This window comes from Stenotrophomonas maltophilia, from assembly GCF_001676385.1.
In the GTDB taxonomy this organism is placed as follows: Bacteria; Pseudomonadota; Gammaproteobacteria; order Xanthomonadales; family Xanthomonadaceae; genus Stenotrophomonas; species Stenotrophomonas maltophilia_J.
The window spans coordinates 168,956-194,958 of sequence record NZ_LYVJ01000006.1 but is presented as its reverse complement, the minus strand read 5'-3'; the positions used below and the strand labels follow the sequence as shown (position 1 = coordinate 194,958).

At 66.0% G+C, this 26,003-nt stretch carries 26 protein-coding genes, 1 other RNA gene and 1 pseudogene; 18 read left to right on the top strand and 10 right to left on the bottom strand.

Going from position 1 to position 26,003, the window contains the following annotated elements; genetic code table 11:
• Positions 1 to 116: 116 nt before the first annotated feature.
• Positions 117 to 470, bottom strand: a transfer-messenger RNA (tmRNA) gene (gene ssrA, locus A9K58_RS09670).
• Between the two features lie 755 nt (positions 471 to 1,225).
• Here ssrA and A9K58_RS09660 point away from each other — a divergent pair.
• The 5 genes and pseudogenes from A9K58_RS09660 to A9K58_RS09645 form a co-directional block, all read left to right on the top strand.
• Positions 1,226 to 1,453: a hypothetical protein gene (locus A9K58_RS09660; protein WP_231109281.1), complete on the top strand. Its 228-nt coding sequence runs from the start codon at positions 1,226 to 1,228 to the stop codon at positions 1,451 to 1,453.
• Positions 1,454 to 1,729: a hypothetical protein gene (locus tag A9K58_RS19860; protein ID WP_231109280.1), complete on the top strand. Its 276-nt coding sequence runs from the start codon at positions 1,454 to 1,456 to the stop codon at positions 1,727 to 1,729.
• A gap of 105 nt (positions 1,730 to 1,834) precedes the next feature.
• A complete protein-coding gene (locus A9K58_RS19485; protein WP_155760469.1) occupies positions 1,835 to 2,188 on the top strand; it encodes a hypothetical protein in 354 nt (117 codons plus the stop codon).
• A 129-nt stretch (positions 2,189 to 2,317) separates the two neighbouring features.
• Positions 2,318 to 2,815 (top strand): hypothetical protein, encoded by a 498-nt coding sequence (locus tag A9K58_RS09650; RefSeq protein WP_196769184.1) that lies wholly within the window; start codon positions 2,318 to 2,320, stop codon positions 2,813 to 2,815.
• 45 nt (positions 2,816 to 2,860) lie between these two features.
• Positions 2,861 to 3,253: pseudogene (locus tag A9K58_RS09645) on the top strand (SOS response-associated peptidase family protein); the annotation flags it as partial.
• Between the two features lie 426 nt (positions 3,254 to 3,679).
• On the opposite strand, the gene A9K58_RS19480 reads toward A9K58_RS09645, so the two are convergent.
• The gene (locus tag A9K58_RS19480) at positions 3,680 to 4,567 is read right to left on the bottom strand and encodes a hypothetical protein (protein ID WP_155760467.1); all 888 of its coding nucleotides are present in this window, start codon (positions 4,565 to 4,567) and stop codon (positions 3,680 to 3,682) included.
• A 1,070-nt stretch (positions 4,568 to 5,637) separates the two neighbouring features.
• Between A9K58_RS19480 and A9K58_RS09640 the strand changes: the two genes are divergently transcribed.
• Together A9K58_RS09640 and A9K58_RS09635 are read left to right on the top strand one after the other, a co-directional pair.
• Positions 5,638 to 6,111: a GNAT family N-acetyltransferase gene (locus A9K58_RS09640; protein ID WP_065199176.1), complete on the top strand. Its 474-nt coding sequence runs from the start codon at positions 5,638 to 5,640 to the stop codon at positions 6,109 to 6,111.
• A gap of 81 nt (positions 6,112 to 6,192) precedes the next feature.
• On the top strand, positions 6,193 to 6,765 hold the full coding sequence (locus A9K58_RS09635) for a hypothetical protein (RefSeq protein WP_065199175.1): 573 nt from the start codon (positions 6,193 to 6,195) through the stop codon (positions 6,763 to 6,765).
• Positions 6,766 to 6,886: 121 nt separating this feature from the next.
• Here A9K58_RS09635 and smpB read toward each other — a convergent pair whose 3' ends face one another.
• Complete coding sequence (gene smpB, locus A9K58_RS09630) at positions 6,887 to 7,390, bottom strand: SsrA-binding protein SmpB (RefSeq protein WP_019661238.1); 504 nt, start codon at positions 7,388 to 7,390, stop codon at positions 6,887 to 6,889.
• Between the two features lie 57 nt (positions 7,391 to 7,447).
• Here smpB and A9K58_RS09625 point away from each other — a divergent pair, with 57 nt between their 5' ends.
• Together A9K58_RS09625 and A9K58_RS09620 are read left to right on the top strand one after the other, a co-directional pair.
• Complete coding sequence (locus tag A9K58_RS09625; RefSeq protein ID WP_065199174.1) at positions 7,448 to 7,873, top strand: type II toxin-antitoxin system RatA family toxin; 426 nt, start codon at positions 7,448 to 7,450, stop codon at positions 7,871 to 7,873.
• 3 nt (positions 7,874 to 7,876) lie between these two features.
• Positions 7,877 to 8,134, top strand: a complete 258-nt coding sequence (locus A9K58_RS09620; protein WP_065199173.1) for an RnfH family protein — start codon at positions 7,877 to 7,879, stop codon at positions 8,132 to 8,134.
• A gap of 34 nt (positions 8,135 to 8,168) precedes the next feature.
• Here A9K58_RS09620 and A9K58_RS09615 read toward each other — a convergent pair whose 3' ends face one another.
• Entirely contained in the window at positions 8,169 to 8,561 is a 393-nt protein-coding gene (locus tag A9K58_RS09615; RefSeq protein ID WP_065199172.1) for an outer membrane protein assembly factor BamE, read from the bottom strand.
• Between the two features lie 103 nt (positions 8,562 to 8,664).
• Here A9K58_RS09615 and fur point away from each other — a divergent pair, with 103 nt between their 5' ends.
• On the top strand, positions 8,665 to 9,072 hold the full coding sequence (gene fur / locus A9K58_RS09610; protein WP_065199171.1) for a ferric iron uptake transcriptional regulator: 408 nt from the start codon (positions 8,665 to 8,667) through the stop codon (positions 9,070 to 9,072).
• Between the two features lie 65 nt (positions 9,073 to 9,137).
• On the opposite strand, the gene A9K58_RS09605 is transcribed toward fur, so the two are convergent.
• Complete coding sequence (locus A9K58_RS09605) at positions 9,138 to 10,445, bottom strand: SGNH/GDSL hydrolase family protein (RefSeq protein ID WP_065199170.1); 1,308 nt, start codon at positions 10,443 to 10,445, stop codon at positions 9,138 to 9,140.
• Positions 10,446 to 10,542: 97 nt separating this feature from the next.
• Here A9K58_RS09605 and A9K58_RS09600 point away from each other — a divergent pair, with 97 nt between their 5' ends.
• Positions 10,543 to 11,460, top strand: coding sequence for a LysR family transcriptional regulator (locus A9K58_RS09600; RefSeq protein WP_065199169.1), 918 nt, complete (start codon positions 10,543 to 10,545; stop codon positions 11,458 to 11,460).
• A 105-nt stretch (positions 11,461 to 11,565) separates the two neighbouring features.
• Here the strand turns inward: A9K58_RS09600 and recN are convergent, their stop codons facing one another.
• Positions 11,566 to 13,227: a DNA repair protein RecN gene (recN, locus tag A9K58_RS09595; protein WP_065199168.1), complete on the bottom strand. Its 1,662-nt coding sequence runs from the start codon at positions 13,225 to 13,227 to the stop codon at positions 11,566 to 11,568.
• 115 nt (positions 13,228 to 13,342) lie between these two features.
• Between recN and hrcA the strand changes: the two genes are divergently transcribed.
• The 4 genes from hrcA to dnaJ all read left to right on the top strand — a co-directional run bounded on the left by hrcA (position 13,343) and on the right by dnaJ (position 18,368).
• Positions 13,343 to 14,407, top strand: coding sequence for a heat-inducible transcriptional repressor HrcA (gene hrcA, locus A9K58_RS09590; RefSeq protein ID WP_065199167.1), 1,065 nt, complete (start codon positions 13,343 to 13,345; stop codon positions 14,405 to 14,407).
• Positions 14,408 to 14,470: 63 nt separating this feature from the next.
• Entirely contained in the window at positions 14,471 to 14,986 is a 516-nt protein-coding gene (gene grpE, locus A9K58_RS09585) for a nucleotide exchange factor GrpE (RefSeq protein ID WP_065199166.1), read from the top strand.
• Positions 14,987 to 15,166: 180 nt separating this feature from the next.
• The gene (gene dnaK / locus A9K58_RS09580; RefSeq protein ID WP_065199165.1) at positions 15,167 to 17,089 is read left to right on the top strand and encodes a molecular chaperone DnaK; all 1,923 of its coding nucleotides are present in this window, start codon (positions 15,167 to 15,169) and stop codon (positions 17,087 to 17,089) included.
• Between the two features lie 154 nt (positions 17,090 to 17,243).
• Positions 17,244 to 18,368 carry a molecular chaperone DnaJ gene (gene dnaJ / locus A9K58_RS09575; protein WP_065199164.1) on the top strand — a complete coding sequence of 375 codons (1,125 nt, stop codon included), beginning with the start codon at positions 17,244 to 17,246 and terminating at the stop codon, positions 18,366 to 18,368.
• Positions 18,369 to 18,519: 151 nt separating this feature from the next.
• On the opposite strand, the gene A9K58_RS09570 is transcribed toward dnaJ, so the two are convergent.
• Positions 18,520 to 19,317: an AraC family transcriptional regulator gene (locus tag A9K58_RS09570; protein ID WP_065199163.1), complete on the bottom strand. Its 798-nt coding sequence runs from the start codon at positions 19,315 to 19,317 to the stop codon at positions 18,520 to 18,522.
• A gap of 72 nt (positions 19,318 to 19,389) precedes the next feature.
• On the opposite strand from A9K58_RS09570, the gene A9K58_RS09565 reads away from it, so the two are divergent.
• From A9K58_RS09565 to A9K58_RS09555, 3 genes are all read left to right on the top strand, one after another.
• Positions 19,390 to 20,589 carry an MFS transporter gene (locus A9K58_RS09565; protein ID WP_065199162.1) on the top strand — a complete coding sequence of 400 codons (1,200 nt, stop codon included), beginning with the start codon at positions 19,390 to 19,392 and terminating at the stop codon, positions 20,587 to 20,589.
• A 504-nt stretch (positions 20,590 to 21,093) separates the two neighbouring features.
• Positions 21,094 to 22,002, top strand: a complete 909-nt coding sequence (pdxY, locus tag A9K58_RS09560) for a pyridoxal kinase (protein WP_065199161.1) — start codon at positions 21,094 to 21,096, stop codon at positions 22,000 to 22,002.
• Complete coding sequence (locus A9K58_RS09555) at positions 21,999 to 23,123, top strand: prephenate dehydrogenase (RefSeq protein WP_065199160.1); 1,125 nt, start codon at positions 21,999 to 22,001, stop codon at positions 23,121 to 23,123. Before pdxY ends, A9K58_RS09555 begins: the two co-directional genes overlap by 4 nt.
• A gap of 222 nt (positions 23,124 to 23,345) precedes the next feature.
• On the opposite strand, the gene A9K58_RS09550 is transcribed toward A9K58_RS09555, so the two are convergent.
• The 3 genes from A9K58_RS09550 to A9K58_RS09540 form a co-directional block, all read right to left on the bottom strand.
• Positions 23,346 to 23,540 (bottom strand): hypothetical protein, encoded by a 195-nt coding sequence (locus tag A9K58_RS09550; protein WP_065199159.1) that lies wholly within the window; start codon positions 23,538 to 23,540, stop codon positions 23,346 to 23,348.
• Positions 23,541 to 23,610: 70 nt separating this feature from the next.
• Positions 23,611 to 25,383, bottom strand: coding sequence for an ABC transporter transmembrane domain-containing protein (locus tag A9K58_RS09545; protein WP_065199158.1), 1,773 nt, complete (start codon positions 25,381 to 25,383; stop codon positions 23,611 to 23,613).
• The gene (locus tag A9K58_RS09540; RefSeq protein ID WP_065199157.1) at positions 25,376 to 25,969 is read right to left on the bottom strand and encodes an IMPACT family protein; all 594 of its coding nucleotides are present in this window, start codon (positions 25,967 to 25,969) and stop codon (positions 25,376 to 25,378) included. The genes A9K58_RS09545 and A9K58_RS09540 overlap by 8 nt, the downstream gene beginning before the upstream one ends.
• Between the last annotated feature and the right edge of the window lie 34 nt (positions 25,970 to 26,003).

The window sequence follows — 26,003 nt, the reverse complement described above, 5'->3', positions numbered from 1 at the left end:
CCACCGGCAGCCACATTTCAAGGGACCAACCTGGACCGCACGGGACGTAAAAAAGGCCGGGAGCCTTGTGTTGCAAGGGATTCCCGGCCTTTCATGGCCCTTCTCGGACCTTCGTATGGTGGAGGTGGGCGGAATTGAACCGCCGTCCGAAGGCACTCCATCCCCAGCACTACATGCTTAGCTCACCGTTGGATCTCGTCCCCGAACAGCACGGTGCGCAAAGCGCATCCGGGAACCAGCCTGTTGTGTTCTAGTGCCAGGCTGACAGGCAGCCGCCCAGCGCGATTCCATGATAGTGACTCTACGCCGCGAGCATGGACACAAGCGGTTTCGAGGCTTAGGCCTTAAGCGGCCAGAGCGTAGTTGTCGTCGTTGGCAACTAGAGTTTTGCAGCTGGATTTACGAGGAAAGCTACCCCCTCGGCATGCGCCAGGCGACTTCACAACCCCCGTCGAAACCAATGCACCCCCGGCTTCTTCAAGTATTGCAAGGCTTTCAGGCCCTTGGTTGACCAAATGTTGACCAAGAACCCGCCTAACGATGCGAATGTTACGGCAATCTTCCTGAACAGTCACGCCCGCCCAGGGCTGAGGCGATAACCGTTCAGTCCCCGCTGCCGTCTAGCAGGAGGCTGCGGGCAGGGGGGGGGCCGTGAGCGGGTCCCAGACCGCTGCAGCCTTGGCGCCGGCATCGGGGACCATCGATGGGATCCACCGGCCGTACTTCTTGGCAGTGATCGTCCAGTCACGATGCCCCATCTGGCGCGCCACCCACATGACGTTCTCGCCCGCGCTGAGCGCCTAGGAAGCAAAGGTGTGGCGCATCTATACGGGTACCTGCCAGGGCCGCCTGCAGTGATCATCAGGTCGGCTGTGTCCGCCTGATGGGCAGCCTGGAAGTGGGTAGCCATCCTGGCCGGCCTGCTGAGCCTGTCGCTCTGGCTCAAGGTCAGGCAGTACGGCGATCGCCGTGAGGCTGCAGCTGCAGCGCGGGCCGCCACCCTCGAAGACACGCTCGAGGTGACGGCCGGAATTGCGCGCCAGGCCCAGTGCGACAGTGACCTGCTGCTGCAGCGCCTGGAGGCCATCGCCGCGCGAGGTGAGCGGACCCGAACCGTCTATCGAGCAGCAGCTGCCGCGCAGCCGCTGCCAGCCGACTGCGCCCCGGGTCAGGCCCGGGGCGACGCCATCAACCAGGCCCTCGGGCCTACCAGCAGGACCGCGAAGTGACCCAGAAGGCCTTGATCGGGCGGATCGTCCACTACATCCTGAGTGATACCGACGCGCTCCGCATCAATGCGCGCCGCACCGATGGCCCGGCCATCCAGGAGCGCCTGCTCGACAACACCTGGCCGGTGGGTGCCCAGGCGCGCGTCGGCAACAGGGCGGCCGCCGGCGACGTGCTGCCCGCCCTGGTCGTGGCGGTCCAGCCGAACGGCCAGGTCAACGCCTAGGTGTTCCTGGATGGCAACGACGTGCTGTGGGTCACCAGCCGCGACGCTGCCTGCGAGGAATCCGGCATGGCCCTGCGCAACGGCAACGCCAGCGATCGGGCTTCGGTCCTCAGCAAGATCGGCGCCTTCAACAAGGCCAACCCCGAGTTGGCCATCACCTCCAGCGGTCTGCAGCAGTCGATCAAAAACCGGGCCCGCTACAGCGCCAGGGCGGAGGCCGGCATCGTGCTCAACCCGACGCTGGAGGCGCGGCTGAACAAAGCCGTGACGGAGTGATTGTTGGAGCGTAGTGGCCCAATCGGATCAGTCGGGATGAAAGCAATGTGACGGCGCCGGCGCCGGCGCTGGTGCCGGCGTTACCGATACAGGGGGCAGTAACCGATGGACAAGAAGGACTCGCAGGTAGTGGCCATTGGAGAAGGAAAGCGGGAGAACGGCCAGCCCATGAACAGTGGCGCTGGTTTTCTTTCCTCTGCAACAGGCTTGGAGGTAGGGCCCAAGGCATCCAGAGGGCGGCACTCCCGCCGCCAGATGCTGGAGAAGGGCATGGAAGATGAGCGCCTTAAGGCTCAGGTGGTCTCGATGGAGGTCTTCAAGGCTGGTCGAGTGGGGCAGGTGCCTCCGGAGCTGGTGCAGATGTACGACCAACTGACGCGCGATCAGCAAGCACTGGCGCGCTCGACGACGGTGCTCCTGACTACAGTGCGTCGAGCGTTGGGTCTGCCGGATTTGTAAGGTCCGGGGGCTACTTTGGCGGCCCCTTCAGGGAAAGGCGGCGCTCATGGCGGCATAATGCAAACGAACTCATTCAATGAGCAGCTTATGCCGGGTGTAGCGAAGTCCGAACGTCTCAGGCGCTTGCGGATGTGGCTTGCTGCGGCGGCCTTCATCGTTTTTGCGTGGTACTGCTTCCACTGTTTGGCATGGCTGGCGCGAAGAGTCGGGATAGTTCCGATTGTCGACTACAACCCGGCTGTGACCCAGTGGCTGCTGATCGGCGAGAGCTGGCAGAAGGTGCGGGTCAGCCAAGACTTCACGCTCGCTGGCTACTCGCTGGTGTTCCTGACTGCTGTGTTGGCCTACTACATCGGACGATTGGTGTACCACCTCGATTTCGCCATGGTGTTCCAACGTCGTGATCGGTGGTTGCTCGCCGGCTGGCTCATCGGCACGCCGATCATCGCGGCAGAAGGGCATCTTCTGTTGATGCTGCTGTCGCAACTTCCACTCGCACAGTGTTGGCCGACAATTTCCGGCATTGCCGTTTGGGCTATTTTCATCGTCTCCGCGAACCTGTTCGGTGGTTTCTGGGGATGGGTAATGCGGAAACGTCGGGTATCCCGCGAGATTTCATGCTGTTGACGGCGGTGATTGGGATTCCACCCATTTCCTGCGCGAGATGGCGGTCGGGGTAGCCTGGAGAAATTCTGGGCGCCGGCATTCGGCCACACCCACCGGCTGATGGTGGTGGAGACGTTCTACGAGAACGTGGAAGGTCCGGACGGCAACAACCAGGCGGTGCAGTTCACGTCGCGCACGGGCGAACCGATGCTGGTGGCCTGCCTGTGGTCGCACTGGACGGACCCTGCAGGGAAAGAGCCCGACCTGCTGTTCTTTGCCGCGATTACCGACGACCCCGAGCCCGAAGTCGCCGCGGCCGGCCATGATCGGACGATCATCAATACCAAGCCCGAGCACGTCGATGCCTAGCTCAATCCGGACCCGGCTGACCTGGCCGCGATGTATCGGATCTTCGACGACAAACGGAACCGGCTCTACGAGCACCAGCTCGCTGCATAAGAGGGGAGCGAGCGCGGCGTGGCAACAGAGTGCTCACAATCGCAACTGCTGCGACCGCCATTCGTATCCTGCCGGCCATGCCGCTTCCCGACTCCTTCTACTGGACCACACGCTCTGCCGGCTGGCCAGGCGACCCGCTGACTGTGATCGCCTGCCAGGGGGTCTGGGTCGTCCCCATGACCCAGCGTGTCGATGACGGGATCTGGGTGGCACACCTTGATCGACATAGGAATGGTCCGGGCGGACCGTCGCGGCGCTGCAGCAGCTACGAACAGGGGCGCGCGGGTGCCGAGCTATGGGTGGCCAAGCACGAGGCCACTTAATGATCGGTCAAGTTGAGGCGGCTTGGGTGGAGCGACCCGGACAGAAAAAGCTGTGCCTCCAACCTGGGCCATCTCAGGTGGAAGCACGCTTTCCGTGAAGCAGCTACCTTTGGATTCGTCGTATAGAGCACTTCGATGACGTGCAGACAATCTCGGTTACGTAACTGCCAACTCCAACATTCTCCACAGGGACGCCGAGCTTAATCAGGTGATCTACCATTGGTGCCAGATTCTCCACGCTGCCGTTCCATGCTCCCTGGATGTTCGATTGGCTTGCTGGAATCAATTGGCCCGTTGACGTACGTGCAGACTCTTCTTTAGCGTCAGCAGTCGTATCCTCAATTTGCAGGGCGTAGTCCATGTACGTGCCGTCAGACATGACTACACGGAACAGGAGGAAGCTCTTTTCCTTGAGTCCAAGTACGTTTGTTGCGTTCTGGGCAATGTCAATCATTGACGACAGAATGTCGGCATTGACAATGGAGTTGAGCGTATTGGTATCACCAAGAGATGATTCAATCTGGGCTTTTAGATTGTTGTCGAGCAGTACATCATAGGTCGACTTTCCGTTGGTGGCGGGGATGGAGAGGTGCTCAATGGGAACGTTGTAAATGGGTCGTAGGCTATTGCCGCCAATTACGTAGAGTTTGTGAGCCTTGTCTACTTCGACTCTCACATGACTCTCAACTGGCGATTGTGAGGATGTGCTCGAGGCTGATGAAGCCATTCTGGGTCTCCCGCCACCACTACCTCCGTCGCCTCCGCTGGCAGCGCCATTGACCCACCATTTCTGGACGACGTTCGCGCCGAGGTTGTAAACGTAGAAGAAGCCACTTCCGTTCCCATTCAGAGCTTGCAGGTCGCGAGCTCGTGCGGCGAACTGTGCATCGGTAACACATGTTTCGCACTGTATGGAATATTCATATGCATACGCATCAGTGGACAAAGTAGCTCCCAGAAGAACGGAAGCCAAGGCAATCATGTTTCGCATTTAGATCCTCCTTGAGCTCCTTGATCATAGCATTCACTGGATTTGCGGTGCTTTGGTGTCCGAGTGCTTGGTCAGAAAACGGCTCAGAAAAACTGCTCGATGCGTCATGATCTCCGCGCCATGGTGTGCGTGTGGAGTGTCAGGCAGTCCTCAGCAGTTCGCGAATCCAACGTTAATTGCCCGATGTCGTTTCACTTCCTTCGGCGTAGTACGGTCGTCACGATTGCAACTGCGATACCAAGCGGTATGAGGATGATCGCCAGGAGAATGATCCAATGCCATATGCTGAAACCACCCATGTACTGTTCCTCTGATTGACGATGTGGACATGATAGTGCTGCTCGAGCATGGGCCGAATATTTCGCCCCAGTGCATCTTGCCTATTCCAAGCGAGTGCGCCGCAACCACTGCCGCGCCCGCACCAATTCCGAGCTGTTCAGTTGGGACGCCGCGGCACTCACAGCATCTGCGACGTCTGGACGTATTCTCTCGACAATGCCTCTTCCCGCCGATTTCCATTGGGTGATCCGGTTGTCCTGCCACCCGAACGTCCCGACAGTGATCGTTTGCAGTGGGGTGGGGGGGGCACTTTCGTATGCCTATACGGGATCTGGATTTCTGCGCTGGGCCGGTAGAGGCTGGACCAGGTGGGCCAGTCCGACAATGCACGAGCCATGAGCAGGATCGGGCCAGCGCTGAGCTGTGGGGCAGGCGCGAGGCGGGGCTGCCTTCCTGAACAGTCACGTGCAGTGCGGGCAAGCCCCGAAACCGTTCAGTCGCCGCTTCCGCCCCGCACAAGGCTCCGGGCAGCAGCGGCCAGCGGGTTGCGGCCGGTCGCCGCCCGGGCACCGGCATCGGGGACCCTGGTGGGGAGCAAGTCCTTCGCCGACGACGAAGGCGTATCTCAGCTGGGCTCTTCTGCAAAGGGACACCGTCGCGCTTTCATCCGCAGGACTGCTCGTGCGTAAGCCGAGCAGTTCGGCCACGGCCGGCTGTGCAACTGCCCGTCACGCGAAACCGCTCCTTGCCTGTAGCATCGGTCGTTTACAGGCGTAGAACAGGATGTACGCATGCAGCTCCAGATCACTGTGACCGATTCCCCCAGCCAGGAGTCGCTGGACCTGATTGCCGACGGCCTTGATGACTTCAACCAGCAGGCCACCGGGTGCGGCGACCGGCGCACCCTGGCGGTACTGGTCACCGATCCGGTCACCGGCAGGGTGGTGGGCGGGCTCTGTGGCCGGACGTCCCTGGGCCTGCTGTTCGTTGACCTGTTCTATCTGCCACCGGCCCAACGGGGCAGTGGCCTGGGCGCCCGGATTCTTGCCGCCGCCGAGGATGAAGCGCGCAAGCGCGGTTGCCGATCCGGCGTGCTGTACACGATCAGCTTCCAGGCGCCGGACTTCTACCTGAAGCAGGGCTGGACCGTGTTCGGTGAAGTGCCCTGTCATCCGCCCGGCACGTCCCGGATATTCCTGAGCAAGGACCTCTGCGCGCTCGCCCCGGATGCGTTGGTTCGTCCGCAGAGCGATCGCGCGTCATAGCGGATTGCTAACGTCATTGGCACGAATTTGCGACACACTGTCGAAGACCATCCGAGGCAAGCCGAGACACGGAGACTGTGAGTGACCGACGCTGGGCAACAACGCAGCCTGCGGCAGCTGGTCGGGCCGGTCGGCGCCGACTACCGGCGGCGAGCATTGCCGCCGCGCTGGGTCTGCGCCGTACTGGTGCTGCTGCTGGCGGCGACCGGACTGACCGAACTGCCGGCCACCGCCGCTGTGGCGCTGGTGGCCAGTGCGGTCGTGGTGCACTGGCCACGGCGCGGACGTCTCCACTGGCTGGGATGGCGCCTGCCGGCGCTGGCGGTACTGGCGGCTCTGCTGTGGGGGCCGGATGTGCTTGCGCAGTGGTTCGAGCATGGCCTGGCCTTGGCCCTGATGTCATTGGCCAGCCTCAGCATGGGGGCGCATGTATGGCAGTCGCGGCAGTTGGCCCGCCAGCTGCAGGGTGCAGCCGAGGCCCTGGACGATACCCAGCTGCTGGCGTTGCTGCCCGCCGACGCCGCCCGGCTGGCCCGGCAGTGGCAGGCGGGTGACGACCGCCATGCGCCGGAACTGGCGGTAGTGATGCACCTGGCGGTGATGCACGCGGCGCTGGCACCGCGCATGCGCGGGCAGGGCGTGCTGGCAGGTTGACCCGCCTTTTGTAGAGTCGAGCCATGCTCGACTGCTGCTTTGCCGAAGCCGAGCATGGGCTCGGCTCTACCGAAGGCCAGGCAGCCGAGCACGGGCTCGGCTCTACATCCCGGACAGGCCTTTACGCGTCGCGGTTGCCGCGACGCATCACGCGCTGCTTCTCGATCGCCCAGTCGCGGTCCTTGGCGGCATCGCGCTTGTCGTGGTTCTGCTTGCCCTTGGCCAGTGCGATCTCGAGCTTGATCTTGTTCTTGCTCCAGTACATCGCCGTGGGCACGATGGTGTAGCCATCGCGCTCGACCTTGCCGATCAGCTTGTCGATCTCGTTCCGATGCAGCAGCAGCTTGCGCTCGCGGCGGTCCTCGGCCACCACGTGGGTGGAGGCCTGGATCAACGGGGTGATCTGTGCGCCGATCAGGTAGATCTCGCCGCGCTTCACGTAGGCGTAGGCGTCGATGATGTTGCCGCGGCCTGCGCGGATCGACTTCACCTCCCAGCCCTGCAGGGCCAGCCCGGCCTCGAACCGCTCTTCGATGTGGTACTCGTGACGGGCACGCTTGTTCAGCGCGATGGTCTTGTTGGCCGTCGCGCTCTTTGCTTTATCCTTGCCGCTGTTCTTGCTCATTTCCGTATTGTCTCCGATTCGGGCCCGCCCGGTCGATTGCCGAAGCGCCCTGTATTCATGCCTACTATCCGCCGCAGCGCCCTGGTCGAACATTCGGCCGCGCGCATGTTCGACCTGGTCAACGATGTCCGCGCCTATCCTCGCCGCTTCCGCTGGTGTTCCAACGCCCGCGTGCTGGAAGAGGGCGAGGACCGCCTGGTGGCGCGCCTGGATCTGGGACTGGGCTCGTTCAGTACCTGGTTCCAGACCGAAAACACCCTGCAACGACCGCACAGCATCGACATGCAGCTGAAGGACGGTCCGTTCAAGCAGTTGCACGGCCGCTGGGAGTTCCATGCGCTGGCCGAGGACGCCTGCAAGGTCACGCTGACCCTGGAGTTCGAACCCAGCTCGCGGTTGCTGGGTCCAGCGCTGGCGATCGGCTTCCAGGGGCTGGCGGATCGCATGGTCAACGATTTCGTCCGCGTCGCCGACGAGGCCTGAGCCATGATCGAGGTCGAGGTGGTGCTGGCCTGGCCGCAGCGGGTGGTATCGCGCCGGTTGCAGTTGCAGGAGGGGGCGACGGTGGCCGAGGCGGTTGCTGCGGCGGCATTGGAAGGCAGTGCCGGCTGCCCGGCCGTGGCCGTGCATGGCGTGCTGGCCCGCCCGCAGCAGGCGTTGCTGGATGGCGACCGCGTCGAGCTGCTGCGCCCGTTGCGCGCCGATCCCAAGGACAACCGCCGGCGCCGGGCGCTCGGCGGTTGAGTCCTGCGACCCGTCCGCAGGACGGGCAGGGGGCTCAGCGCCCCTTCTTCTTCTTGTCCTTGGGCAGGTTGCGGCCGAACTGGCGTACGGTCTGCTGGGCCAGGGCCTTGTCGTTGCCCGGGAAGTAGTCGCCCTCCCAGCGGGTCACGGTGTCGTTCTCGAAGAACACAGTGAAGTTCTTCACCTCGGTACGGCCCAGTCGGTCCACGCGCTGGCTGGCGGTGTAGTCCCAGCGCTGGGCATGGAACGGGTCCGGAACGGACGGGGTACCCAGCAGCGCGGTGACCTGCTGCTTGCTCTGCCCGACCTGCAGCTTGGCCACGGCATCTTCCCGGATCAGGTTGCCCTGATAGATGGGTTGCTTGTAGATGATGCCGCACCCGGTGGTGGACAGGGCGACGGCGGCGACCAGCAGGAGATTGCGCATCGGGAATGGCGGTTGGGGAAATCGAACCGATGATACACTCCCGGCGTGCCACCGCGACCCAATCCGAGGCAGCTGGCGCTAAATCGCCAATGAACGGAGACCTATGGAAACCCACGACCTGCGAAAAGTCGGCCTGAAGGTGACCCATCCACGGATGCGGATCCTGGCGCTGCTTGAACAGCGCACGCCCCAGCATCACATGACCGCCGAAGACATCTACCGCCAGCTGCTGGAGCATGGCGACGAGATCGGCCTGGCGACCGTCTACCGCGTGTTGACCCAGTTCGAAGCTGCCGGCCTCGTGCTCAAGCACAATTTCGAAGGCGGCCAGGCCGTCTATGAGCTGGACCGCGGCGGCCATCACGACCACATGGTCGACGTGGACAGCGGCAAGATCATCGAATTTGAAAGCACCGAGATCGAAGAGCTGCAGCGCAGGATCGCCGCCGATCACGGCTACGAGCTGGAAGAGCACTCGCTGGTGCTGTACGTGCGCAAGAAGCGCAAGTAGGCGATTCCACCCAGCCGCATGCGACAAGACCCCGGGTCCCGCCCCGGGGTTTTTCGTTGATGGGGTCAGAGCCCTTTCCCTGCGGGAGAGGGATCCGCCCCCGTGCGCCCCGTGGGGGCGGATCCCTTTGCGCCAGCAAAGGGCTCTGACCCCTTGCTACCCAGCAGAACCTCCAGATCCACCGCCTCGGCCATCGCCCGGTTGCCCGCATCGCCGGGATGCAGGTGATCGCCGGAGTCGTAGGCGGGGGCCATCCGTGAGGGATCGGCCGGGTCGCGCAGGGCGGCGTCCAGATCGATCACCGCGTCGAACGGACCGTCCGTGCGCAGCCAGGCATTGAGCCGCCGGCGCAGGGCGTCCTTGTCCGGGTGGTAATAGTCGTCCAGCGGAGTGCCGGGCAATGCCCCGGCGAACGGCGGCAGGGTGGCGCCGAGGATGCGCAGGCCGCGGCGGTGCGCCTGTCCGGCCAGCGCGCGGTAGCCGGCCTGCAGCTCGGCCAGGCGGGGCCGGGGCTGGTCGCGGGCGAAAGCCGTACCGGGCCAGCTGATGTCGTTGATGCCGATCAGTACGATCACGCTGGCCACGCCGGGCTGATCCAGCGCGTCGCGCTGGAAACGGGCCAGGGCGGACTCACCCATGCCATCGCTCAGCAGCCGATTGCCGGAAATACCAGCGTTGACCACCGCCACTCCACGCGGGGCGAGGCGCGCGGCCAGGTGGTCGGTCCAGCGCTGGTCCTGGTCAAGGCTGGCCGTGGCGCCATCGGTGATCGAATCGCCGATCACCACCACGCTGCGCGCGCTGGCGTCGGCCTCGACCTCGATGCCGGCCAGGAACAGGCGGGCGGTGGTGGCGCTGGCGCCATGCAGGTCGCTGTCCCGGGTCTGGTCGCCATCGGCGATCCAACTGGTCTGGCGACCTTCCCAATGGAAGGTCCGCAGCTCTGCAGGCCCTGGCACAAAGACGCTGACCTGCAGCGCCTGCCGGTCAACGGTGGCCAGTGCCAGCGGGTCGCTCAGGCGCTCGTGGCCGGGGCCGATGAGCACGCCGGGCCGGCCATCGAAGCTGAGCGGTTGCGGCATGGCACCCGTGTGTGGTGCGACGCTGGCGGCGCCGATCTGCAACGGCTGCGTGCCATGGGCATTGCTCAAGCGTACCCGCAGCTGCGGTCCGCCCAGGCTGATGCGAGCCGTCTGGCGGAAGGTCTGATCCCGCAGTGTGAGCGGAACCAGCGTCGGGAAGAGAAACCCGGCGTCCCACACCGGTTGCGGGCTGGCCTGCCAGCTGGCCACCCAGTGCGGGGCGGGTGCGGCGCTGGCGGCGCCGGACAGGGCGATCAGGGCGGCGGCGGAGAGCTGGCTGAGGCGATTCATCGATCGATCCCGGCAGGAGGGACGGCCATGGTGATTCCCTGCCGATCTGTGAACTAGACTGCGCGTGGACAATCATCTGTGAACTGGATTCATTGGCATGGCACGACCCGACATCAACCGTTCCGGTGAGCTGGAAGTGTTCGCACGCGTGATCGAGACCGGCGGTTTCTCCGCGGCCGCCCGTACGCTGGACATGACGCCCTCGGCGGTCAGCAAGCTGGTGGCGCGATTGGAGCAGCGATTGGGCACGCGCCTGCTGCAGCGGTCCACCCGCCAATTGCAATTGACCCCGGAAGGCTGCGCATTCTACGAGCGCGGCCTGCGCATACTGGCCGACCTCGACGAGGCCGAGCGCTGTGCCAGCGCCCATGCCGAGCCGCGAGGGCGGCTTCGGGTCAACTCGAACGTACCGTTCGGCCAGCACTTCCTGTTGCCGCTGTTGCCGGAATTCCTTGAGCGTCATCCGCAGGTGGGCGTGGACCTGACACTCAACGACGAGGTCATCGACCTGCTCGAGCAGCGCACCGATGTGGCGGTACGCGCCGGTCCGCTGAAAAGCTCCAGCCTGGTGGCGCGGCGGCTGGGTGCGACGCGGATGGTGATCGTGGCTGCACCGGCCTATGCGCAGCGGCATGGCCTGCCGCGCACCGTCGAGGAACTGCAGTCGCACAACCGGCTGGACATCGGCCATGCGCGCGCGATGCAGGGCTGGCCGCTGCTGCAGGATGGCCGGGAATCGGTGGTGCCGCCCAGTGGCAACGCCCGTGCCAGCAATGGAGATGCGCTGCGCAGGCTGGTGCTGGGCGGGCTGGGCATGGCCAGGCTGGCGGCGTTCCAGGTGCAGGCTGACATGGCCGCCGGGCGCCTGCTGCCAGTGCTGGAAGAGGCCAACCCCGGCGACCTGGAAGAAGTGCACGCGTTGTTCCTGGGGCAGGGGGGCTACCTGCCGCTGCGGGTGCGTGCGTTCCTCGATTTCCTGGTGGAGAAGGTGGATCTGGCGCGGCCGCTGGAGTGAGCTGTGCCGCGCTGGTGCGCGGAAGCCGAGCATGGGCTCGGCTCTATACGTCGGTTTCGTTCGGGAACACCTGTAGAGCCCAGCCCACGCTCGGCTCCGCCGGCCTCACGCCTGCAGCAGCTTGCGCGCGGCGGCGCGCGCTTCCCTGCTTACTTCCACACCGCCCAGCATGCGCGCCAGTTCTTCCTCGCGGGCCTTGCTGTCCAGCTTTTCCACCGCGCTCTGGGTCATGCCTTCCACCGGGGCCTTGCTGACCCGGTAATGGGCGTGGCCCTTGGAGGCGACCTGCGGCAGGTGGGTCACGCACAGCACCTGGCGCTTCTCGCCGAGGGCGCGCAGTTTCTGGCCCACGATATCGGCGACCGCGCCGCCGATGCCGGAGTCGACCTCGTCGAACACCATGGTCGGCACCGCGTCCAGGTCCAGCGCGGCCACCTCGATGGCCAGCGAGATGCGCGACAGCTCGCCGCCGGAGGCGACCTTGCGCAGGGCGCGTGGCGGCTGGCCGGCATTGGCTGCAACCAGGAATTCCACGCGCTCGGCACCCTGCGGGTCGGGCTTGCCGGTGTCCTGTGGTTCCAACTCGATCAGGAACTGGCCGCCGCCCATGCCCAGCTCGGCGATGATGCTGGTGGTGGTGGCCGACAGCTCGGCAGCGGCCTTGCGACGGCTGGCGGTCAGCGCCTCGGCCTGGGCGCGCCAGGCAGCAGCGGCCTTGTCGATTTCCCCGGCCAGGCGCTGCAGGCGCTCATCGGCGCCGCGCAGTTGTTCCACTTCGGCGTGCATGCGCTCGCGCTGCGCGCCCAGCTCGTCCATCGGCACGCGGTGCTTACGGGCCAGATCATGCAGGCGGCCGAGGCGGCGCTCGTTCTCCTCGAACTGTTCCGGATCTGCGTCGAGGTCATCGTGCACCCGGTCCAGCAGCGACAAGGCCTCGTGCAGCTGGATCGAGGCGTTCTCGATCAGGGCATCCACTTCGCCCAGGCGTGGATCATGTTCGACCAGGCGCGACAGCTCATGGCGCACCTGCTGCAGCAGGTCCAGCGCGGAACTGCCGTCATCGCCGTTGAGCTGGTTGCTGGCGGCCTGGCAGGCGCTGAGCAGGGCGCTGGCATGGGCCTGGCGGCGATGGCTGGCCCCGAGGGCGGCGATCGATTCAGGTTCCAGGTCTTCACGGTCGAGCTCGCGCAGCTGGTGCTCGAGGAAGCCGATCCGGTCGCTGACGTCACCCTGTTGCGACAGCGCCAGCGATTCATCGACCAGCGCCTGCCAGGCTGCGGCGGCGCGGCGCACCTGGTGGCGCTCGTGTTCGTTGCCGGCGTAGGCATCGAGCAGGGCCAGCTGCGACGGGCGCGCCAGCAGCGCCTGCTGTTCGTGCTGGCCGTGGATCTCCACCAGCAGCGCGGCCAGCTCGGCCAGCTGCGCCAGGGTGACCGGGCGGCCATTGATCCAGGCCCGCGAACCGCCATCGGCGCGGATCACCCGGCGCAGCTGGCACTGGTCCTCATCGTCCAGTTCGTTGTCGGCCAGCCACTGACGCGCGGCCTGCAGCTGGCCCAGCGCGAACTCGGCCGACAGTTCGGCCCGCGCCGCGCCGTGGCGGACCACGCCACTGTCCGCGCGCAGGCCGGACAGGAAGCCCAGCGCGTCGACCATCAGCGACTTGCCGGCGCCGGTCTCGCCTGAAACCACGGTCATGCCTGGCCCGAACTCCAGTTCGGTGGCGCGGACGACGGCGAAATCCTTGATCGAAAGATGTCTGAGCATGGGTAAAGGGGTATCAGCAGCCGCGCAACGCTAGCACGCGGGCGAGGGAGGTCCAATGACTTGCCAAGGTGGTGCGCCGCCATTATCTAGTGTCCGTGTCTCACAGGTGGATCCCATGCACGGTTCTCCCGACCAGCTTGCCCCGCGTGCGCGTCATCTGCTGCGCACGCTGATCGCGCGCTACATCCAGGACGGCGAGCCGGTCGGCTCGCAGACGCTGGCGCGCGTGGCTGGCCTGGAGGTCAGCCCGGCCACCATCCGCAATATCCTGGGCGACCTGGAAGACCTGGGGTTGCTGGCCTCGCCGCATACCTCCGCCGGCCGCGTGCCGACTGCGCATGGTTACCGGGTGTTCGTCGACAGCCTGCTGCAGATGCAGCCACCGGGCGAGGGCGAGCTGGCCCGGCTGCGCCAGGAGCTGGCCGGTGGCGGCAGCACCCAGGCCCTGCTCGGCAGCGCCTCGGAACTGCTGTCGGCGATGAGCCATTTCGTCGGCGTGGTGAGCGCGCCGCGCCGCGAGCAGTTCGCCTTCCGCCAGATCGATTTCGTGGCGCTGGATGGGCGGCGCGTGCTGGCGATCCTGGTCTTCGCCGACAACGAGGTACAGAACCGGGTCATCGAGACCCGCCAGGACTTCGCGCCCGGCCAGCTGGAGCAGGTGGCCAACTACCTCAACACGCATTTTGCCGGCCTGCCGCTGGCCGAGATCCGCACCCGCCTGCTGCTGGAGCTGCGCGACGCCCGTTCCGAGCTGGAGCAGCTGCTGGCGCGCAGCATCGAGCTGGCCGAGCAGGCCCTGCAGCCCCCGGCCGACGACATGCTGGTGGCCGGGCAGACCCGGCTGATGGGAGTGCAGGACCTGTCCGACCTGGAGCGCCTGCGCGAACTTTTCGAGCTGTTCTCCAGCAAGCGCGAGATCCTGCAGCTGCTCGAGCGGACCATCCAGGCCCCGGGCGTGCGCATCTTCATCGGCGAGGAGACCGGGATGATGCCGTTGCAGGGGGTCTCGCTGGTCACCGCCCCGTACACCGCCAACGGCCAGGTGCTGGGGGTGCTGGGCGTAATCGGCCCCAAGCGGATGGCCTACGACCGCATGATCCCCCTGGTCCAGGCGACGGCCGACGTGCTCGGCGCGGCGTTTGCGCCGGCCGGACGCGCCCCGGGGTCATCCGACGCTTGAAACGCAGCATCCCGCCCACACTAGGGTGGGTGGAGGCGGGGAGTGACCGCCAGGGACCCAGACATGAACCACGAGCATCCAGATATCGAAACCCAGCAGAGTGCCGCCGACGCGGCCGCCGTCGACGGCGTCAACGACGAAGTGGAGCGCCTGCGCGCCGAGGTCGAGCAGGTGAAGGCCGATGCGCTGCGTGAGCGCGCCGACCTGGAGAACCAGCGCAAGCGGGTCGCCCGTGACATCGAGCAGGCGCGCAAGTTCGCCAACGAGAAGCTGCTGGGCGAACTGCTGCCGGTGTTCGACAGCCTGGATGCCGGCCTGAAGGCTGCTGGCGACGACCCGCACCCGCTGCGCGAGGGCCTGGAGCTGACCTACAAGCAGCTGCTGAAGGTTGCTGCCGACAACGGCCTGGTCCTGCTGGATCCGATCGGCCAGCCGTTCAATCCGGAACACCACCAGGCCATCAGCCAGGCCCCGACCCCGGGCGCCGCCCCTGGCAGCGTGGTGACCGTGTTCCAGAAGGGCTACCTGCTCAACGAGCGCCTGCTGCGGCCGGCGCTGGTGGTGGTGGCCGCGGACTGATCCCGAGGCGCGGGAGGCGGGCAGGATCCGCCACCCGACCCGACGCTGAACGTGCCGGAGGACCGGAAACACAGCGTTCGGAGGATGGCTTGAATGTTCCACGAGCCTCCCCCACATCGTATTCATCCACCGGCCGAATGGCCGGACTGACCCCAACTAGCATCCTCAGGAGTCTCCCCCATGGGCAAGATCATTGGTATCGACCTCGGCACCACCAACTCGTGCGTGGCGATCATGGACGGCGGCAAGGCCCGCGTCATCGAGAATTCGGAAGGCGATCGCACCACCCCGTCGATCGTCGCCTACACCAAGGACGGCGAAGTCCTGGTCGGTGCCTCGGCCAAGCGCCAGGCCGTGACCAACCCGAAGAACACCTTCTACGCGGTGAAGCGCCTGATCGGCCGCAAGTTCACCGATGGCGAGGTGCAGAAGGACATCGCCCACGTCCCGTACAGCATCCTGGCCCATGACAATGGCGACGCCTGGGTGGCCACCAGCGACGGCAAGAAGATGGCGCCGCAGGAAATCTCGGCCAAGGTGCTGGAAAAGATGAAGAAGACCGCCGAGGACTTCCTCGGTGAGAAGGTCACCGAAGCGGTCATCACCGTGCCGGCCTACTTCAACGACAGCCAGCGCCAGGCGACCAAGGACGCCGGCCGCATCGCCGGCCTGGACGTCAAGCGCATCATCAACGAGCCGACCGCAGCCGCGCTGGCCTATGGCCTGGACAAGGGCGACAACAAGGATCGCAAGATCGTGGTGTACGACCTGGGCGGCGGCACCTTCGACGTCTCGGTGATCGAGATCGCCAACGTCGACGGCGAGAAGCAGTTCGAAGTGCTGGCCACCAACGGCGACACCTTCCTGGGCGGCGAAGACTTCGACAACCGTGTCATCGAGTACCTGGTTGAAGAGTTCAACAAGGACCAGGGCATCGACCTGCGCAAGGATCCGCTGGCCCTGCAGCGCCTGAAGGATGCTGCCGAGCGCGCCAAGATCGAGCTGTCCAGCGCCCAGCAGACCGAAGTGAACCTGCCGTACGTCACCGCTGACGCGTCGGGTCCGAAGCACCTGAACATCAAGCTGACCCGCGCCAAGCTGGAAGCGCTGGTGGACGACCTGATCAGGAAGTCGATCGAGCCGTGCCGCGTCGCCCTGAACGATGCCGGCCTGCGTTCGAGCGACATCAGCGAAGTGATCCTGGTCGGCGGCCAGACCCGCATGCCGAAGGTGCAGCAGGCGGTGACCGAGTTCTTCGGCAAGGAACCGCGCAAGGACGTCAATCCGGACGAAGCCGTGGCACTGGGTGCGGCGATCCAGGGCGGCGTGCTCGGCGGCGACGTCAAGGACGTGCTGCTGCTGGACGTGACCCCGCTGTCGCTGGGCATCGAGACCATGGGCGGTGTGTTCACCAAGATCATCGAGAAGAACACCACCATCCCGACCAAGGCCTCGCAGGTGTTCTCCACCGCCGAGGACAACCAGTCGGCGGTGACCGTGCACGTGCTGCAGGGTGAGCGCGAACAGGCCCGCTTCAACAAGTCGCTGGCCAAGTTCGACCTGTCCGGTATCGAGCCGGCCCCGCGTGGCCTGCCGCAGGTGGAAGTGTCCTTCGACATCGACGCCAACGGCATCCTGCACGTGTCGGCCAAGGACAAGAAGACCAACAAGGAGCAGAAGGTCGAGATCAAGGCCGGTTCGGGCCTGTCCGAGGAAGAGATCGCGCGCATGGTCGCCGACGCGGAAGCCAACCGCGAGGAAGACAAGAAGTTCCAGGAGCTGGTACAGGCCCGCAACCAGGCCGACGCCCTGATCCACGGCACCCGCAGCGCCATCACCGAGCACGGCAGCAAGGTCGGCGGCGATGTCATCGGCAAGGTCGAGGCGGCCCTGGCCGACCTGGAGACTGCGATGAAGGGTGACGACAAGGCGCAGATCGAAGCCAAGTCGAAGGCGCTGGAAGAAGCCGGCCAGTCGCTGTTCGCCGCCGCTTCGGCCGACCAGGGCGGTGCTCCGGGAGCCGACGCCGGCAACGCCGGCAAGGGCAACGACGACGTGGTGGACGCCGAGTTCACCGAAGTCAAGGACGACAAGAAGTCCTGATCCGGACCGACGCGGGACGCTGGCCACCGGCGTCCCGTTGTCGCATCAGGGTCCTGACCGCCCACCGGCGTGTCGGGGCGCCCGACGCAAGAGCGGACCTGGTTCCGCTCTTCCGCTTTGACGAATCCCGACTTTCCGGAATGCGATCCACGATATGAGCAAGCGCGATTACTACGAAGTGCTGGGCGTTGCCCGCACCGCTACCGACGACGAGCTGAAGAAGGCCTACCGTCGTTGTGCGATGAAGTTCCACCCGGACCGCAACCCGGGCGATGCGGCGGCCGAAGCCTCCTTCAAGGAGTGCAAGGAAGCCTACGAGGTGCTGTCCGACGGCAACAAGCGCCGCATGTACGACAGCCACGGCCACGCCGCGTTCGAGCACGGCATGGGCGGCGGCGGTCCGGGTGGCCCGGACATGAACGATATCTTCGGCGATATCTTCGGCAACATCTTTGGCGGTGGCGGCGGTGGTCCGCGCCAGGCCCGTCGCGGTGCCGACATCGGCTATGTGATGGAGCTGGACCTGGAAGAAGCCGTGCGCGGCGTCGAACGCCGGATCGAGATTCCGACCCTGGCCGAATGCGGCGATTGTGACGGCAGCGGCTCCGAGGACGGCAAGGTCGAAACCTGCAACGTGTGCCATGGCCGCGGCCAGGTGCGCATCCAGCGTGGCATCTTCGCCATGCAGCAGGCCTGCCACAACTGCGGCGGCCGTGGCCAGATCATTGCCAAGCCCTGCAAGACCTGTCACGGCAACGGCCGCGTCGAGGAAGACAAGGTGCTGTCAGTGAAGGTGCCGGCAGGCGTCGATACCGGCGACCGCATCCGCCTGGCGGGTGAAGGCGAGGCCGGTCCGGTCGGTACGCCGCCGGGCGACCTGTACGTGGAAGTGCGCGTGCGCGAGCATGCGATCTTCCAGCGTGATGGCGACGACCTGCACTGCGAAGTGCCGATCCGCATCTCGCAGGCGGCACTGGGCGACACCGTGCGCGTTGCCACCCTGGGTGGTGAAGCGGAGATCCGTATTCCGGCCGAGACCCAGACCGGCAAGCTGTTCCGCCTGCGCGGCAAGGGCGTGCGTTCGGTGCGCAGCCGCAGCGAAGGCGACCTGTACTGCCGCGTGGTGGTGGAGACCCCGGTCAACCTCACTACCGAACAGCGCAAATTGCTTGAGCAGTTCGAGGCAACCTTCGTCGGCGAGGAAGCGCGCAAGCATTCGCCGAAGTCGGCCACCTTCATGGATGGCGTGAAGGGCTTCTGGGACCGGATGACGTCCTGATCCCGCAGCGGAAGCCGCTCAACGACAGCGCCGGGCATTGCCCGGCGTTTTCGTTTGTGGGTGTTCCATCGAATCCGCCGGACGTTGCCCGGCGTTACCCGTGATGCCGCGCGGGTGGACCCCGCGCCGTGCGTGGATGCCGTTCAACGAATCAACGGAAAAACGCCGCAGGCGTCTGCCCCAGTTGTCGCTTGAACATGCTGGTGAACGCGCTGGGGCTGTCGTAACCCATCGCCAGCGCAACATCGATGACTTTGTCGCCGATCGCCAGCCGCTCCATCGCCGCCAGCAGCCGCGCCTGCTGCCGCCACTGGCCGAAGGTCATGCCCAGCTCGCTGGCAAAATGGCGCTGGATGGTTTTCACGTCCACCTGCAGCGCCTGCGCCCAGTCCTGCAGCGTGGCGTCGTCGCCGGGGTGTTTCTGGATGTGGTGGCAGATCCGCTGCAGGCGTGGGTCGGTGGGCGAGGGCAGATGCAGCGGCAGCACGTCCATGCGGTGCAGTTCGTCCAGCAGCAGGCGCACCACGCGGCCATCGCGGCTGTCGTCCTCGTGCGTGCCCTCGATCAGGCTGGCCGCCTGCAGCAGTTCACGCAGCAGTGGTGCCACCTGCACCGCGAACGCCTCGGCAGGCAGGTGCGGTGCGAAGTCCGGCTCCACGTACAGGCTGCGCATGTGCACCTCGGCGATGCAGTCCACCGCATGCGCCATGCCGGCAGGCACCCAGATCGCACGGGTGGATGGCACCACCCACCGGCCAGCTTCCGAGCGCACCACCATCGAGCCGGACAGGGCATAGACCAGCTGATGACGCCGATGCCGATGCGGCGCGATGTGGGTGCCGGCGCGATAGTGGCGAGCGCGGCCCGTCACCGGGCGCTGCATGGGCACCTCCTTCCACGGCGCCGTTTCGCGGATCGGGCAGGAGATGTCCTTTTTGCGATAGGTCATGACCAGAACGCGGTAGAAGGGAGCAGAGGGCCACCGTAGCATGCGTGGCTCGCCCCCAACCTGACTGCGTCCATGTCGACCCTGGCTTCTCCCGCAACGACCTCGCGCCCGGTAGCCCCGGGCGTGCTGGCCGCCATCTCCACCTCGCATGTCGTCAACGACATGATGCAGTCCCTGATCCTGGCCATCTATCCGGTGATCAAGGGGGGCTTCAACCTCAGCTTCACCCAGATCGGCCTGATCACGCTGACCTATCAGCTCACCGCCTCGATCTTCCAGCCGTTGATCGGCATGGCCACCGATCGCCGCCCGGCACCGTACTCGCTGCCGATCGGCATGGCCTCGACCCTGTGCGGCATGCTGCTGCTCGGTTTCGCGCCGAACTACGCGATGGTGCTGATGGCTGCGGCAATGGTCGGCATCGGCTCGGCGATCTTCCACCCGGAGGCTTCGCGCATCGCGCGGCTGGCATCCGGCGGCCGTCATGGTTTCGCACAGTCGGTGTTCCAGGTCGGTGGCAATTTCGGCACGGCGCTGGGCCCGCTGATCGCCGCCGCAGTGATCGTGCCGTATGGCCAGCACGCCGCATCGTGGTTTGCCGGTGCCGCCCTGATCGGCATCGGCCTGCTGACCTACGTCGGTCGCTGGTACGCATTGCACCTGGGCACGCCACGCCCGGCCAGCACGGCTGCGCTGGCACCGCGGCACCCGCCGCGTACCGTGGCGAGGGTGCTGGCGATCCTGCTGGTGCTGATCTTCAGCAAGTACTTCTACATGGCCAGCATCGGCAGCTATTTCACCTTCTACCTGATCCACCATTTCGGCATTCCGGTGGCGCAGGCGCAGTTGCATCTGTTTGCGTTCCTGGTGGCGTCCGCCGCTGGCGGCTTCCTCGGTGGCCCGCTGGGTGACCGTATTGGCCGCAAGCCGATCATCTGGGCATCGATCTTGGGCGTGGCCCCGTTCGCCTTGATGCTGCCGCATGCCGATCTGCTGTGGACCACGGTGCTGGCGGTGCTGATCGGCTTCGTGCTGTCTTCGGCGTTCTCGGCGATCGTGGTCTATGCGCAGGAGATGATGCCGCACCGCATCGGCATGGTGTCCGGCCTGTTCTTCGGGTTCGCGTTCGGCATGGGCGGACTGGGCGCAGCCGTGCTGGGCCTGTTGGCGGACAGGACCAGCATCGAATACGTCTACCAGCTGACCGCGTTCCTGCCATTGCTCGGCATCGTGGCGGCGTGGCTGCCGCCGTCGCGGCCTGCTGCTCACTGAGGGGGCGGGTTGCAGGGCTTGCAGCCCTGCACCTGCCGAAGCAACGTCAACAGCAGAAGCTGGCTATCCGTGGGTTGGCGGGGTGGGTACGGTTACGGGGGGCCAGATCACACGCCCCCGCAACCGGACCCACCCTGCCTTCGACAGTTTTCCGCGATCTGTCGGAACAGCTCGTGGGGTCAGATCCGTTTTCCGAAGGAAAACGGATCTGACCCCGATTTATTTCGATACCTGACAGATTTCATCCACGCATGGCGTGGATCTACCAACCGTCATCGGAAGTCTGTCAGGGGTGGGGTGGTGTGGGATGGCAGGACCGTTGGCGCCATGGATGGCGCCATCGAGCCCCCACGGATGGGTTTACGGCGTGTCCTGCCATCCCATACCGCCCCGCCAAGCACAGAGACAACCCAGAGCCGGCTGTTGCCTTTGACGTTGATCTGGCTTGTGAGCAGGTGCAGGGCGCAGCCCTGCCGAAAACCCCCTTGGGCGTAGAATGCGGCCATGAGCGAATCCCTTGATAACCACTTGGTCCACGGCCGCCGCCAGCGGCCGGATGGGCCGTCGCCGATCGATGTCATCTCGGTCCAGTCGCAACTCGTCTATGGCCATGCCGGCAACAGCGCGGCGATCCCGCCGATGCGTGCGCTGGGCGTTCGCGTGGCCAACATTCCGACGGTGCTGCTGAGCAATGCGCCGTTCTATGAAACCACCCGTGGTCGCGTGCTGCCCGCCGACTGGTTCGCCGACCTGCTCCTCGGCACCCATGAGCGTGGCTTGCCGCAGAGGGCGAAGATGCTGGTCTCGGGCTACTTCGGCAGTACCGCCAACGGCGCCGCGTTCGCCGACTGGCTGGATGGCATCCTGCCGGCCTGCCCGCAGTTGCGCTACTGCCTGGACCCGGTGATCGGAGACACCCACACCGGGCCCTACGTGGAACCCGGCCTGGAGGCGATCTTTGCCGAACGCCTGCTACCACACGCCTGGCTGGTGACGCCGAACGCCTTCGAGCTCAACCGCCTGACCGGCATGCCGGCGCTGGCCGAGGCCGATGCCAGCGCTGCGGCGCGCGTGCTGCTGGATCGCGGCCCGCACTGGGTGATCGCGCACAGCGTCGGTGGCAAGCCGGATGAACTGGTGACCCTGGCGGTCGGTCGCGAGGAAACCTGGCGCTGGACGTCGCCGCTGCTGCCGGTGGATGTCGCAGGCACCGGCGATGTGCTGATGTCGCTGGTGGTGTCGTTCCTGCTGCGCGGTGAATCAATGCAGCAGGCGATCTCGCGCGCGATTGCCGGTACTCACGCTGCGTTGGAAGCTACCTTGGCCAACGGCTTCGAGGAGTTCGACGTGATTGCTGCCGCACCCGCTGCGCTGGCCGGGCAGGCGCGCTTCCGCGCCGAACGCGTGGCATGAGCGGCCTGGCCCCGCGTACGCCGCGCACGGTCGGCATCGTTGGCAGTGCCGGCGCCTACGGGCGTTGGTTGAGCCGCTTCTTCCAGCAGCACATGCAGCTGCAGGTGATCGGCCATGATCCGGCCGATCCCGGATCGCATGCGCCGGAGCAGCTGCTGGAGCTGGCGGACGTGCTGGTGTTCTCGGCACCGATCCGGAGCACGCCGGCATTGATCGACAGCTACGTACAGCAGTCGGCCGGCCGCGAGCAGGGCCGCCTGTGGCTGGACGTGACCTCGGTGAAGGACGCGCCGGTGCGGGCCATGCTGGCCTCGCAGGCTGAAGTGGCCGGCCTGCACCCGATGACAGCACCGCCGAAGGCACCCACGCTGAAAGGGCGGGTGATGGTGGTCTGCGAGGCGAGGCTGCAGCACTGGCAACCGTGGATCGATTCGCTGTGTGCCGCCCTGCAGGCCGAGTGCGTGCGCGCCACCCCGCAGCACCACGACCAGATGATGGCGCTGGTGCAGGCCATGGTACATGCCACCCACCTGGCCCAGGCCGGCGTGCTGCGCCAGTACCAGCCGCAGTTGGGCAGCCTCGCGGCGATGATGCCGTATCGTTCGGCCTCGTTTGAACTGGATACTGCGATCATCTCGCGGATCCTCTCGCTGAACCCGGCGATCTACGAGGACATCCAGTTCGGCAACCCCTACGTGGCACCGATGCTTGCGCGGTTGGTGGAGCAGCTGCAGGCGTTGCAGGCGCAGGTCGGGCAGGGCGACGATGCCGCGCGTGCGGCATTCCGTGCCCAGCTGTTGGCAGCCAACCGCAGCGCTTTCGGCGAGCAGGCGCTGACCGATGGCAATTACACCTTCGAAAGAGTGGGTTACCTGTTGGCTGATCTGACCGAGCGCAATGCACTCTCGGTGCATCTGCCGGAGGATCGGCCCGGCTCGCTGCGAGAACTGCTGAACGTGTTCGAGCAGCACCGCATCAGCCTGGCCTCGATCCATTCCTCGCGCACCCCGGGCGGCGAAGTGCATTTCCGCATCGGGTTCGTGGCGGGCAGTGATCCGGCGGCGATCGCCCTGGCCGCCGCCGAGGTTGACGCCAGTGGCATCGGGCGGATCCTGGGCTAGGTGCAGTCATCCACAGGCGATGTGGATGGCTTCTGGGCAAACGTGTGGATAACCGTGCGGGGCCCTTGGCAGGCAAGGCTGTCAAGATGATTGATCAAAATTTGATCACGCCTTTCTGTCGAGTCGAGCCACGCTCGACTGCTCTTCGCAGGCGCGCCCGTCAGGCGCAGCGAGAAAGCCAGTGCCCACCAAGGTGGGCGCCCACCAGGCAGCGCGGGAGCGCTAGATCGTCAGCCGCAGTTCGCCGCCGCTGGTGGTGAACTCACGGCCATTGCGCACCAATTGCCGCCCATCATCCAGCTCGTAGCGCGGCGTGGCTTCGGAGTTGTGCCCGCTGCCGTTCGCTTCGGGCTTGAACTCGATGATGATGTGGCTTTCACCATTGCTGTCAACGGCGGGGAACTGGCGGAACGACATCGTGACCTCCTCGCAGCGGTTCTTGCTGGCGCGGTGACAGCTTGGACTGGCGCGTGTTAGCCGCCTGTCATCAATCGATGAACTGCAGCCGTGCCAGTTCAGCGTAAAGGCCGCCTTCAGCCAGCAGCTGTGCGTGCGTGCCCTCGGCCACGATGCGGCCCTGGTCCATCACCACGATGCGGTCGGCCCTGAGCACGGTGGCCAGGCGGTGGGCGATGACCAGCGTGGTGCGGCCAGCCATCAATCGCTCCAGTGCCTGCTGCACGCCATGCTCGCTCTGGGCATCCAGTGCGCTGGTGGCTTCATCCAACAGCAGGATCGGTGCGTCCTTCAACAGCGCGCGCGCAATGGCCACGCGCTGCTGCTGGCCTCCGGACAGGCGCGCACCACGCTCGCCCAGCTCGCTGTCGTAGCCTTGCGGCAACGCGCGCAGGAAGGCATCGGCCTCTGCCGCACGCGCGGCGTCCTCGACCTCGGCATCGCTGGCCTGCAGGCGGCCGTAGCGGATGTTGTCGCGTGCACTGGCCGCGAACAGCGTCGGCTGCTGCGGTACCAGCGCCAGCTGCGCGCGCAGTTCAGCCGGATCCACCTGGCGCACATCGATGCCATCCACGCAGATGCGGCCGCTGGCCGGATCGTGGAAACGCAGCAGCATCGACAGCACCGTGCTCTTGCCCGCGCCCGACGGGCCGACCAGGGCCACGGTTTCGCCCGGACGAACGTGCAGGTTGAAGTGGTCCAGCGCGGCCTCGTCCGGGCGCTGCGGATAGTGGAACACCACGTCGTCGAACTGGATTTCGCCGCGCAGCGGTTGCGGCAGTGCGTGCGGCTGCGCCGGCGCACGGATCTCGATGTCTTCCTGCAGCAGTTCGCCGATGCGGCCCATGCCGCCAGCGGCGCGCTGCAGCTCGTTCCAGACTTCGGCCAGCGCGCCGACCGAACCGCCGCCAATCAGCGCGTAGAGCACGAACTGGCCGAGCGTGCCGGCGCTGAGGCGGCCGTCGATGACGTCGTGCGCACCCAGCCACAGCACGCCGACGATGGCGCCGAAGATGAGCAGGATGGCGCTGGCGGTGACCAACGACTGCGCACCGATGCGGCGCCGCGCGGCACCGATGGCATCCGCCAGGGCGCTGTCGAAGCGACCGCGCTCGTAAGGCTCGCGCGCATGCGCCTGCACCGTACGCACCGCGCCGAGGGTCTCGCTGGCCAGGCTGTTGGCATCGGCGATGCGGTCCTGGCTGCTGCGCGCGACCGTGCGCAGCTTGCGTGCACCGATGATGATCGGCAGGACCGCGAGCGGAATGCCCAGCAGCGACCACGCCGCCAGCCGCGGGCTGGTGACGAACAGCATCGCCAGGCTGCCGACCACGGTGACGCTGCTGCGCAGGGCCACCGACATGGTGGAGCCGACCACGCTGCGCAGCAGTTCGCTGTCGGCGGTCAGTCGGGAGACAAGCTCGCCGCTGCGGCTGCGGTCATGGAAGCCGGCGCCGAGCTGGATCAGGTGCGCATACAGGCGGCTGCGCAGGTCGGCGACGACCTTCTCCCCCAGCAGGGACACGAAGTAGAAGCGTGCGGCGGTGGCGAGAGCCAGCACCACCGCTACCAGCATCAGCAGGGCAAAGGCGCGATTGATCTGGCCACCGCTGCTGAAGCCGTGGTCGATCATCTGCTTCACTGCCGGCGGCAGGCTCAGCGTCGCTGCGGAGGACACCGCCAGGGCCAGCAGCCATGCAATGAACAGGCCACTGTGGCGGCGCACGAATGGCCACAGCGTTCGCAGGCTGCCGAGGCGGCGCAGCGGCGGGGTCACGGCGGGAGCGTCGTCCTTGTCAGTCATCCTGGTCGCCTTGTATGCGGGTACGGTCACGAGTGGCGTCGCGCAGGCGGATTTTCAATGCATCGACCTGGCCAGCCGGCAATTCGACCCGCAGGCGGACCCCATGGGTGTCGAACTGTTCATCGCGTTTCTCGGCGCCGAAGGCGGCCAGAGCGGCATGCAGGGTGCCCAGGTCCTCGAATGCGACCACCAGCTGCAGTCGGGCCATCGCCACCAGGGGCAGCCGTGGCGCGGTGCGCAGGCACCCGGCAGCGGCGCCACCGTAGGCGCGCACCAGCCCGCCGGCGCCGAGCTTGATGCCGCCGAACCAGCGCGTCACCACTACCATTACGCGGTCGAAGCCCTGGCCATCGATGGCGGCCAGGATCGGCCGCCCAGCCGTGCCAGCAGGCTCGCCATCATCGCTGGAGCGATAGTCCTGGCCGAGCCGGTAGGCCCAGCAGTTGTGCGTGGCATCGGCCACCGCCACCTGCTGCAGGAACGCCAGCGCTTCCGTGGCGCCGTCGATCGGCGTGGCGTGGGTGATGAAGCGGCTGTGTTTGACTTCCAGCGTGTGGCTGACCGGCTGGGCGAGGGTATCGGGCATTCCCGTCATTCTACGGCGTAGCCCCGGTCTCCGT